The organism is Priestia flexa NBRC 15715 (assembly GCF_001591565.1).
In the GTDB taxonomy this organism is placed as follows: domain Bacteria; phylum Bacillota; class Bacilli; order Bacillales; family Bacillaceae_H; genus Priestia; species Priestia flexa.
In genome coordinates this window covers 1-11942 of the sequence record NZ_BCVD01000119.1, presented here as the reverse complement: position 1 = coordinate 11942, position 11942 = coordinate 1, and the positions used below count along the sequence as shown (strand labels likewise).

Annotated in this window: 9 protein-coding genes; 7 read left to right on the top strand and 2 right to left on the bottom strand. The window is 36.3% G+C overall.

The features are described 5' to 3' along the window. Positions 1 to 816, top strand: an 816-nt coding sequence (locus BFL01S_RS16375; protein ID WP_061786339.1) for an ArdC-like ssDNA-binding domain-containing protein, incomplete at its 5' end; no start/stop codon positions are given. Positions 817 to 1131: 315 nt separating this feature from the next. Here the strand turns inward: BFL01S_RS16375 and BFL01S_RS16370 are convergent. Both BFL01S_RS16370 and BFL01S_RS16365 read right to left on the bottom strand, forming a co-directional pair. Continuing rightward, complete coding sequence (locus BFL01S_RS16370; RefSeq protein ID WP_174521198.1) at positions 1132 to 4086, bottom strand: Tn3 family transposase; 2955 nt, start codon at positions 4084 to 4086, stop codon at positions 1132 to 1134. 33 nt (positions 4087 to 4119) lie between these two features. Then, entirely contained in the window at positions 4120 to 4668 is a 549-nt protein-coding gene (locus tag BFL01S_RS16365) for a recombinase family protein (RefSeq protein WP_061786337.1), read from the bottom strand. 294 nt (positions 4669 to 4962) lie between these two features. On the opposite strand from BFL01S_RS16365, the gene BFL01S_RS16360 reads away from it, so the two are divergent. The 6 genes from BFL01S_RS16360 (at position 4963) to lpdA (ending at position 11864) form a co-directional block, all read left to right on the top strand. Next, positions 4963 to 5166: a hypothetical protein gene (locus tag BFL01S_RS16360; protein ID WP_061786336.1), complete on the top strand. Its 204-nt coding sequence runs from the start codon at positions 4963 to 4965 to the stop codon at positions 5164 to 5166. Between the two features lie 138 nt (positions 5167 to 5304). Continuing rightward, on the top strand, positions 5305 to 5535 hold the full coding sequence (locus tag BFL01S_RS16355; RefSeq protein WP_061786335.1) for a hypothetical protein: 231 nt from the start codon (positions 5305 to 5307) through the stop codon (positions 5533 to 5535). Positions 5536 to 5792: 257 nt separating this feature from the next. Beyond that, complete coding sequence (gene cypC / locus BFL01S_RS16350; protein ID WP_061786334.1) at positions 5793 to 7052, top strand: CYP152 family fatty-acid peroxygenase CypC; 1260 nt, start codon at positions 5793 to 5795, stop codon at positions 7050 to 7052. A 397-nt stretch (positions 7053 to 7449) separates the two neighbouring features. Then, complete coding sequence (locus BFL01S_RS16345) at positions 7450 to 7815, top strand: ArsR/SmtB family transcription factor (RefSeq protein WP_061786333.1); 366 nt, start codon at positions 7450 to 7452, stop codon at positions 7813 to 7815. After that, positions 7808 to 10210, top strand: coding sequence for a heavy metal translocating P-type ATPase (locus BFL01S_RS16340; protein ID WP_061786332.1), 2403 nt, complete (start codon positions 7808 to 7810; stop codon positions 10208 to 10210). The genes BFL01S_RS16345 and BFL01S_RS16340 overlap by 8 nt, the downstream gene beginning before the upstream one ends. A 235-nt stretch (positions 10211 to 10445) precedes the next feature. Beyond that, positions 10446 to 11864 carry a dihydrolipoyl dehydrogenase gene (gene lpdA / locus BFL01S_RS16335; RefSeq protein WP_047943208.1) on the top strand — a complete coding sequence of 473 codons (1419 nt, stop codon included), beginning with the start codon at positions 10446 to 10448 and terminating at the stop codon, positions 11862 to 11864. Positions 11865 to 11942 lie beyond the last annotated feature (78 nt).

Below are 11942 nucleotides of genomic sequence, written 5' to 3'. Positions count from 1 at the left end.
ATGAGTAAAGAATCTCTTGAAAACATTATTACTAAGTTAGATGAAGGTATTAAATCGGTTATTAATAGTAATCAATTTTCTGATTGGTTAAAATTCGCAACAAGCTTTCATAATTACAGTTTTGGGAATACTATGTTAATCTTTTTACAAAATCCACAAGCAACTATGGTAAAAGGATTTCAAGAATGGAAAAGAGATGGACGATATGTAAAAAAAGGTGAGAAGGCAATTAAGATTTTGGCCCCAATTATAAAAAATAATGAAGATAACTCAGAAGAAAAAGAGAAAGAAATAGTGGGTTTTAGATATGTAAATGTATTTGACGTTTCACAGACAACAGGAAAAGAACTTCCACTTTTAAAACCTAAATTATTAGAGGGTGGAGAAGACGAACATAAAGCACTTTTAAATAAATGGATTGATTTGTTAGATATACCAGTTGTCTTTAAAGAGATTAATCAAGCTAATGGATACCATCATTTAGAAGAACTATATATTGCAATTAATAAGAATAGAAGCGTTATACAACAATTAAAAACACTGATTCATGAATATGCTCACCACATTTTACACAGTAAAAATAATGGAGAATTTAAAGATGTTACCAATAATATACGTGAATCACAAGCTGAATCTGTTGCTTATATAGTAATGAACTATTTTGACTTTGATACATCAGATTATAGTTTTCGCTACATTGCTGGGTGGTCACAAGACATAGACATTATAAAAAAAATAGGCACTGGAATATTGAAGTGCAGTCATAATATTATTGAAAAATTGAAGGTAGTAAAAGTGGAAGAATTGGCAGCTTAATTGACTAAAAGGGCATATATAAGTAAAAAAACTTTACTATAATATGCCCAAATGGTATAATTAAAGTAAGGTAAACTGAACGGATATTATTAAATAAAAGGGAGTTTTATATATGGGAAAAACATGTGGATATTGTGGTAGTAAGATTGAAAAGATTAATGAAGTTCAATATTATTGCGATTTTTGCACAATGACTTTAAGTGGTTCTTCTGTAAAAGGGGTTCAGAGCCAAAAATGCGAATTTTGTACGCTAAGACCATTTCAACATAAAAATAGCCGATATTCTGTACACTAAGGAATACCGACTTCATTTATTTATTGATTCAGAGGGCGTAAGGAGTCTATGGTTGAAATCCGATTTAAATCAAACTTATATTCACCAAGAAAATTAATATGCTCCCATCCTAATGGGGAAATGTGCTGCAACAAATTCTCCTGAAGTATCCCTTTTTCTTTTAATATTTTTGTTGCTTCTGTAAGATAAACCGTGTTCCATACACTAATAGCATTAATCAAAATATTTAAAGCACTAGCACGTTGAAGCTGATCACGAAGTCCGCGTTCCCGTAATTCTCCTCGTTTTCCAAAGAACAACGCCCTGGCTAAACTATTCATAGATTCACCTTTGTTTAACCCCCGTTGAATTCTCCTGCGCAATGCTTCATTTGAAATGTAATCAAGAATAAAAATGGTTTTTTCAATTCTCCCCATTTCGCGAAGTGCAGTAGCTACCTTATTCTGACGTGCATATGAGCCTAATTTCCCCATAATAAGTGAACCAGATACTTTTCCTTCCCTAATCGAATGAGCTAACCTTAAAACATCATCGTAATTTTCTTGAATGATTTTTGTATTAATTTTTCCTCGTAAAATACCTTCTAATCTTGGAAAATCATTTGATTGACCGATGAAATAAAGCTTTGAATCTGCTAAATCACGCAATCGGGGTGCAAAACGAAACCCAAGTATATGACTTAATCCAAAGACTTGATCGGTATATCCAGCTGTATCAGTGTAATGTTCTTCAATACAAAGATCCGATTCGTGATGAAGCAAGCCATCAATCACATGTACTGCATCTCTAGCATTCGTATTAATCACTTTTGTGTAGAATGATGAAAATTGATCACTCGTAAAACGGTAGATGGTAGCTCCTTTACCGGTTCCATAATGTGGATTGGAATCGGCATGCAAAGAAGAAACACCGATCGGTACCCTCATCCCATCGGAAGAAGAAGTTGTTCCATCTCCCCAGTAAGATGCTAAACTTAGCCGATGCTGAAAATTAACAAGCGTTGCCTGTGCTCGAGTTAAAGCGTCTTCATGTAGTCTCCACTGCATGGCATTTATCATTTGAGAATAGGAAATATCAGGTGTTGCTTCAGCCATCTTAGTTAGACCGATATTTGTTCCCATTGCCATTAGAGTTGCCATAATTACAGCTTTTTCTTCTCCTTTTGGCGGCCTGTTTGTTGAAGCATGAATAAATTGATTATCAAAGCCTGTCCAATTAGCGACTTCAATTAATAAATCTGTAAGTTTAATACGGGGTAATAAATTGTAAAGAGATAAACTAAAGGTTCGGGCTTCTTCTGGAGTACTTTTATCTAATCGTTCCAATTGAATTCTAGATTTTTCAAGGTTCACACCTTCTAAAGAATCAAGGTTATTCGTAATCCAATGAAGGCGTTTATGTAGGGCTGAAGTTCGTTCACTAATATAATCTGTAGCCGATACGCTAACAGCTAATCTATTTCCCTCGATACGGGCTTTATTCCATTCTTCTTTAGGAACTAGATACTCCTCGAAATCCTTATGTAATCGGCTTCCCACTACCCAAACGTCCCCTGAACGGATATGATTTTTCAACTCATTTAACGCAGCTAACTCATAATACTTCCTATTTATACTTCCATCTTCATCATAAACATGCTTTTCCCAGCGTTTTGGAACAAAATCTAAAGGGGCGCCATCAGGTACTTTGCGTTTCCCTGTTTCATTCATTTCATTAATTGTATTTAAAGCTTGTAGTAAAGGCTGAGAGCCCTTTGATGAACGAAATTCTAAAACTTTAAGTAGTATAGGTGTATATTTTCTAAGATAAGAAAACCTAGTACTTAAAAGGTCCAGATAGTCATAATTCATAGGACGGGCTAAGCGCTTGGCTTCTTCTACAGATTCCACAATCTTTTCCCAAGGCATAACATTTTCTATTATTTCAAATGGATTCAGCCCATCTTCTTTTGCCTTTATTAAAGCAGATCCGATGTCTGCAAACTGAACTACTTTTTCATTAATTAATTTTCCGTTCTGTTTTTGAATTTCTTCCTGTTGTTTTCGACCTTTAGATTGTAGGATCAACATTTGTCGATCGTGAATTTCAATAGCTTGATCGATTAAATCCTGACTAAGTGTTAAAAGGAAGGCTACTAATATAGCATATCTTTTATTACTATCTTTGAAACTACGAAATGAATAGGCATCATATCGTGAACCAATCCTGGCCAATTGAAGAAGGCGATTGGGATGTATGTCTGTTATATTAATGGATAAATTTAAATCCCGGACGTATTCCAATCGCTTTATTACTTTTAAAAATGCATCTGGTGATGATTGTCCCGGAATCTCTTTAAGCCATGCAAGGAGTGTTTTTTTATTATGTTTTGATGAAGCAATTAGTTCGTCTAATCTTCTTTTTTGCCAGTCACATAAAGACTTTGTTAGTAACATAAATATTTTTTTCTCTGCCCGTTTACGGGTTTCCCATACTAGACGTTCTATGGTTGAAAGAGCAGGTAGAATAATTTTTCTTTTACGTAGAAGATTAATCGTACTTTGAACTAAATACAGGGTATTACCATTTTCTAAAGCATGTTGCAATAAAGTGTAGGAAATTTCCCGATAGTCATTTAACTGAAAGCTGCGATAGCCATACTCTTTTCGTATTTCTTCTAAATGTTCACGACGGGTCGGATCACGTTTGGCATACAGATTAAAAACAGTAGGGTCTACTCCAATTTGTTTTGCAACAAATCGTACAAGTTCTTCTGGAACTTTTTCTGGTAAATCAACTAATGAACATCCTGGTTGCCTTAAAATGCATAACTGAATAGCAAAACCTAATCGATTATGATCCCTACGATGGCGATTAATGACTTCAATATCATATTCGGAAAGCGTATAATACATTGCTAGTTCTTCTTCAGTTGTGAATACCAGTCGTAATAACTCATTCCGTTGTTCCACCGAAAGTAATTCTCTTCCCCTCAAGAATTCTCCCACCTTAACTATCTCTAATGATTTTTATCTGCTATAAATATAACGATAAAGGGTAGTCTTACTGAGACCCGTTGCTTCTGTAATTTCTTTAATGCCGTATTCCTTACTGTCATACATCTTTAATGCCATTTGAACCTTGTCTGATCTTTTTCTTGGTCTTCCACCTATTCTTCCCCTTGCTCTGGCTGCGTCTAATCCGGACTTTGTTCGTTCACTGATAATATCTCGTTCCAGTTCTGCAATGCTTGCCATTGTTCGAAAGAAGAATTTCCCCATTGCAGTTGAGGTATCAATGCTATCTCTAATGGAAACGAAATCGACTCCGATTTCAGTAAAATGTTCACTCAACTCAATAAGGTGTTTGGTTGAGCGAGATATCCGATCCAATTTGTATACAACAACCTTATCTCCCTTACGTAATCCTTTGAGCATTTCTTCAAGTTGCGGACGGTCCTTTTTTGTTCCTGTAAGCTTTTCCTGGTATATCTTGTCTACTCCATATTGTTTTAAAGCATCAAACTGCATATTTAAATTTTGATCCTCTGTACTTACACGAGCATATCCAAAATTCATTTATCTAACCTCCAAAACCTTACTAATCAACTTTAATAGTACCATAAACGGATGATTTAACGAATAAAGGACCTTTGTTTTTGGACATGGCTTTTGGTACTTAAATTTAGTAGATTTTATGTAGTCTTTTAAGTCATAATTTCAAGTTCCAAAAACGTTCGTTTTAGGGGAAATCTTATTTATTGAATTTTATACTAATGTGGAAATGTGATAAATGGTTGAGCTACCCCCTTATATAAGGGGAACGCCTAAGTTTAATATTACATAAATATATATACTATGTGTGGTTATTTTATGGAGGTGAGTGTATGCACCAATGCCGTTGTTGTCACGGTGCAGGCTGTTGTCGTTATTGTGGTGGTGCTGGTATGTGCTGTTGTTGTAGTGGGCGTGGATGTCACCACTGTCAGGGAAGTGGATGTTGCCCTTGTTGTCACGGTGGAAAAAGATGTGGTTGTTGTGGTGGATCGGGTGTTCAACCAATGTAAAGCTTACTAATCCTATTCAGACGGGAGCTTTTTATCCTAAGCTCTCGTTTCTTATGTTTGTAGTGTTAGAAATCTAGTGAGTGTTAATTAGCGGTATAGTATAATACCATTGGACACATCAATCATTTTTACATAAGGGGGAAAAGGGATGAGAAAAGTAATATTTTCTTTAGCATTTTTAGTAGTGATGGCATTTAGTGGTTCTGTTTATGCAGCACAATCGGAAGAGATGGATTGTTGTCAATCAAAAAAAGAATGTATGGAAATGTGTGAGGAAATGAACTGTCAAATGGATTGTTGCGAAATGGCGAAAAATGGAAAAATGAAAATAAAAGATTGTAAGAAAATGATGAAAAAGTCAAATATGGATTGCTGTTAAGTTAGTATAAAGGATCTTCCAATAGAAACCACCTATTGATTTTACTACATTTTAAACATGGTACACTCAGAATGAACACAAAAAATAAAAAAAACCTAATTTGGATTAGGGTCTTAGGCTGTCGACAAAGTCGGCAGCCATTTTCTTTATCTTGATAATGTTCATTATATAGTATGTTGATCCAAGTTTTTTTCAAGAGTAATTAGGGAAAAGTTACAAAGAATAAAATTATCACTAATAAAATGGAGATGAATGATATGTCAGATACAAATCAAATGCCTCGTGAAGAAGGAATAGATCATAGCTTGACCCTTATGAGAGAAGGATATATGTACATTTTAAACAGACGTAAAAGTTTTAATTCTAATATTTTCGAGACCCGATTGCTTGGAAAGAAAGCAATCTGTATGGTAGGAAACGAAGCTGCGGAAGTTTTTTATGATTCAGAGAAATTTAAAAGGAAGGATGCAGCACCGAACCGGGCAGTTCAAACATTGTTCGGGAAGAATGGTGTTCAGGGGTTGGATGGACAAGATCACAGACATCGGAAGGAAATGTTTATGTCTATCATGTCTCCCGAGGGACCTCAAAGCCTAACAGACATTACAAAAAAACAGTGGAAGACAGCACTACATAAATGGGAACAGATGGATGAAGTTATTCTTTATGAAGAAGTAAAAGAAGTCCTGTGCAGAATAGCCTGCCAGTGGGCAGGCGTCCCGTTGGAAGAAGACGATGTTAAGGAAATGACAAAAGACTTGGCGGCGATGTTCGAGTCTCCGGCTGCAGTTGGCCCAAACCATTGGCTAGGGAGAAATGCACGGAATAAAGTAGAAAATTGGATTGGTGAGTTGGTTGATAAAGTGCGTAATGGGGAAGTGAATCCCCCAGAAGATACGGCTTTACATAGATTTGCCTGGCACCGTGATCTGAAAGGGAATCTATTGGCTACTGACACAGCTTCTGTGGAAGTAATTAATATCCTGAGGCCGATTGTGGCGATTGCTATATTCATCAATTTCATTGCGCTGGCAGTGCACCATTATCCGGAAGAAAGGGAGAAACTTAAATCCGGCGATGAAAAGTATGCTCAGATGTTTGTACAGGAAGTTCGCCGTTTTTATCCGTTTTTTCCGTTTGTTGTAGCACTGGTAAAAAAAGATTTCACCTGGAACGGCTATAAATTTGAAGAAGGAACATTAACTTTACTGGATCTTTATGGCACCAATCATGACCCTGAAATTTGGAAAAATCCTGATATGTTCAGTCCTGATCGGTTTGCCAAATGGGAAGGAAGCCCTTTTAGCTTTATTCCGCAGGGTGGTGGTGATTACTTTATGGGTCATCGCTGTGCTGGAGAGTGGGTCACCATTGAAGTCATGAAAGTAAGTCTCGATTATCTGGCCAACCGAATGGAATATGAAGTTCCTAACCAGGATTTAAGTTACAGCATGGTGAGCATGCCAAGTATTCCCCATAGCAAAGTAGTGCTAAAGAATGTTAAACGAAAGTTATAATTACAGATAATTAGATTATTAAGTTCGCTTTTAGCCGAACAAGATAAATGGACAATGTTGATTCCTCAATCACGGAAGTAGGTTTTATAAGTTGATCCCCTAATATTAATGGAGAGTCAAAAAAGCAAAGGCCCGTTTTTTCTCTAATAAAGAGAGAAATCGGGCTTTTTATAGTGAAAAACTCTTACTGTTTTGAAAATTGCATCCTGACGATATTCCCTCTAGTGTATCCAACATAAAAAGGAAATTAAATTCAGTTATAAGAATAATTAATTACTGCAAACTAAAGAAAACCTGCTTTTTATGTGAATTATATTCAAACATATATTTGACTATTTGTTTTTGTTAAATTATAATAATAATCAAATGAATATTTGAATGATATGAGGTGGAAAATTTGCAAAATGATGCATGTGAAGTTACGTGTATAGATGAAGAAAAAGTCAAAAGAGGTAAAAATGAACTACTCCAACAAAATCCTTTGGAAGTAGCCAAAATTTTTAAAGCTTTATCGGATGATACTAGGATTAAGATTGCGTATGCTCTCTCTTTAGAAGATGAATTGTGTGTATGTGATGTAGCGAATATTGTTGGTGCTACAACTGCCACAACATCTCATCATTTGAGGTTACTTAAAAATCTTGGATTAGCTAAATATCGAAAAGAAGGTAAGTTAGTCTACTATTCATTAGATGATGATCATGTAAAGCAACTAATACAGGTTGCATTTGCACACCAGAAGGAGGTTGTTAAAATTGTCTGAAGCAAAAGCATTAGAGACTGAAAAAAATGTTTACCGCGTTCAGGGGTTTACATGTGCAAATTGTGCAGGGAAGTTTGAAAATAATGTTAAAAAACTTCCAGGAGTTCAGGATGCAAAAGTAAATTTTGGTGCATCTAAGATATCTGTTTACGGTGATGCAACGGTTGAAGAACTAGAAAAAGCAGGTGCATTTGAGAATCTTAAAGTGGCTCCTGAAAAACCAAGGCGGGAAGCTAAACAAAAGGTTGAAGAGGACAAAAACGTATACCGTGTTGAAGGATTTACATGCGCAAACTGTGCAGGGAAATTTGAAACTAACGTAAAACAGATTCCAGGAGTTCAGGATGCAAAAGTAAATTTTGGTGCATCTAAAATTGCTGTTTATGGTAATGCAACAATTGAAGAACTAGAAAAAGCCGGTGCATTCGAAAATCTTAAAGTGACTCCTGAAAAATCGGCTCGCCAAGTTTCACAAGAGGTAAAAGAAGATACGAAAGAAGAAAAAGTGCCGTTTTATAAAAAGCATAGTACTCTACTTTATGCTTCCTTATTGATTGCTTTTGGTTACCTTTCCTCGTCTGTGAACGGAGAAGAGAACATTGTTACTACCTTATTGTTTTTAGCATCCATGGTTATTGGAGGGTTGTCACTTTTTAAAGTCGGTTTGAAAAATTTACTACGCTTTGAATTTGACATGAAAACCCTTATGACAGTAGCTGTTATAGGTGGTGCTATTATTGGAGAATGGGCAGAAGTTGCCATTGTTGTTATTCTCTTTGCAATCAGTGAAGCACTTGAGCGATTCTCTATGGACAGAGCAAGACAATCGATTCGTTCATTAATGGATATCGCTCCTAAAGAGGCACTCGTTAGACGTAATGGACAAGAAATAATGATTCATGTCGATGATATTGTTGTTGGGGATATTATGATTGTAAAACCTGGTCAAAAGATTGCGATGGATGGTGTAGTCGTAAATGGCTACTCTGCAGTCAACCAAGCAGCTATTACCGGTGAATCAGTCCCTGTTGAGAAAACAGTTGATGATGAGGTATTTGCAGGTACATTAAATGAAGAAGGATTACTTGAAGTAAAAATAACGAAACTTGTAGAAGATACAACGATTTCTAAAATTATTCATCTTGTAGAGGAAGCACAAGGAGAACGTGCTCCTTCGCAAGCATTTGTCGATAAATTTGCAAAATATTATACACCGATCATTATGATTATTGCAGCATTAGTTGCGATAGTCCCTCCTTTATTCTTTGATGGCAGTTGGGAAACATGGATTTATCAAGGATTAGCTGTTCTTGTTGTTGGTTGTCCTTGTGCGTTGGTCATATCGACTCCGATTTCGATTGTTTCAGCGATTGGGAATGCTGCGAAAAAAGGTGTTCTTGTAAAAGGCGGAGTTTATTTAGAAGAAATGGGTGCCTTAAAGGCCATAGCATTCGATAAAACAGGTACATTAACAAAAGGTGTACCAGCTGTAACTGATTTTAATGTGTTGAACAAACAGATGATAAATGAAAAAGAATTACTATCCATCATTACTGCATTAGAGTATCGTTCTCAGCATCCACTTGCATCTGCGATTATGAAAAAAGCAGAAGAGGAGAACATTTCTTATTCTGACGTACAGGTAGAGGACTTCTCTTCTATTACAGGTAAGGGTATCAAAGGTATTGTAAACGGGACGACTTATTATATCGGTAGCCCGAAACTCTTTAAAGAATTAGCAATTTCTAATTTCGATAAAGACTTAGAACAAAATGTTACTACTCTTCAAAATCAAGGTAAGACAGCCATGATTATTGGAACCGAAAAAGAAATACTTGCAGTTATTGCAGTTGCTGATGAAGTTCGTGAATCAAGTAAGGAAATTATTCAAAAGTTACATCAACTTGGAATCAAAAAAACAATTATGCTTACAGGTGATAACAAAGGTACTGCTAATGCTATCGGAGGGCAGGTTGGAGTATCTGATATTGAGGCAGAACTAATGCCACAGGACAAATTAAACTTTATTAAACAGTTGAGATCTGAGTATGGCAACGTAGCTATGGTAGGAGATGGTGTCAATGATGCACCTGCATTGGCGGCCTCAACAGTTGGTATTGCAATGGGTGGAGCTGGTACAGATACAGCCCTGGAAACGGCAGACGTCGCTCTAATGGGTGACGATCTAAGAAAACTTCCATTCACTGTAAAACTTAGCCGAAAAACTCTAAATATAATCAAAGCTAACATTACTTTTGCAATTGCTATTAAATTTATTGCCTTACTATTGGTTATCCCAGGTTGGTTAACGCTCTGGATTGCTATCCTTTCTGATATGGGTGCAACCCTTCTGGTAGCACTAAATGGTTTGCGACTAATGAGAGTGAAAGAATAAAGGGAAAAGGGCTAAAAAGGGCTTTCCAGACAGATTGGAAAGCCCTTTTCTAAAAATGATCTCATTAATAGTATAACTTCTAAATATCCAGCCTAATTAAAAATGGAAAGATTGGGTATAAGTAAAACAGCAGCTTTTATATTACATATTGGTATCCACATGGGACAAAAACGCTTTCATCCTTAATTTAAAATAATTCTTTTCATTCTTTATAAAATCGAAGGAGGAAACTGAAATGACTGTTGAAGGAAAAAATGATGTAGATCTGTTAGTTATAGGCGCAGGATCAGGAGGTTATGTAGCTGCCATACGTGCTGCTCAGTTAGGGAAAAAAGTGGTTTTGGTGGATAAAGCAGAACTAGGAGGGGTTTGCCTTAACCGTGGTTGTATACCTTCAAAGGCTCTTATTAGTGCTTCTGAACGAGTAAAACACATAAAACATGCCAACTCAATGGGAATAAAGGTTTCTGGTGAAGTTGAAGTAGAGATGCCAGAAGTAGTGAAGTGGAAGGACGGTATAGTAAATAAACTAACGAATGGAGTTCGGACTTTACTGAAAGGCAATGGAGTGGAAGTCATTAGTGGGGAAGCTTATCTTACTGAACCCTATGTTGCCAAAATCAAAATTGGTAACGAAGAAAAATTCTTTTCATACAAAGACTTAATCCTTGCGATAGGATCATTACCTACTGAGTTAAAAAGTATGCCATTTGATAGAAAAAGAATTATCTCTTCAACTGAGGCATTGATGCTTCAAGAAGTACCAAAACATTTAGTTGTAGTAGGTGGTGGTTATATCGGTTTGGAATTGGGTACTGCTTATGCTAAATTCGGAGCTAAAGTGACCATCCTTGAAGGATCAGATACAATTCTTCCAGGTACGGACCCTATGCTTACAAATGTAGTAAAACGTCATTTAAAGGAACTTGGAATCACAGTTATAACGAATGCTTTAGTCCAAGGTGGAGAAAATACAGGCGATGAAGTAAATGTTCAAGTTCAGGTTAATGGGAAGGAAGAGATAATTAAAGGGGATTATTGCTTAGTTTCCATTGGAAGAAAACCGAACACAGGAAAAGTTGGATTGGAAAATATCGGGGTTGAATTAGATCAACGCGGTTTTATTAAGATAAATAATACATGTCAAACAAATGTTGAACATGTATATGCGATCGGGGACTGTGCTGGTGGTTACCTCCTTGCTCATAAAGCTAGTTATGAAGGTAAGATAGCTGCAGAGGTAATAAGTGGGCTAAAAAGTGTAATTGATTTTCAGGCAATGCCTTTTGTTATTTTTAGCGATCCTGAAGTAGCCTATACAGGTTTAACGGAGAAGGAAGCAAAGGAAGAAGGATATGAAACGGTTTCTAGCCGTTTTCCATTCCAAGCTAACGGCAGAGCTTTATCTGTTTCGGATGCCGATGGTTTTGTACAAGTTGTGGCGGATAAAGAATCTAATCGGGTTTTAGGTGTACAAATGGTAGGGCCAGAAGTATCATCTCTTATTGCTGAAGCAGTTTTTGCAATTGAGTCAGGGGCAACGGCAGAAGATCTCAGCCTTACAATTCATGCACACCCAACTTTACCTGAACCACTCATGGAAGCAGCTGAAGGCGTTATGGGACATGCTATTCATATGCTGAATAAAAAATAATTCAAACAGTTAGAGCATATTTAATTTAACTAGGCCTGCACAATCATACGTGCAGGTCGAATTATTTATTTTGGAGTG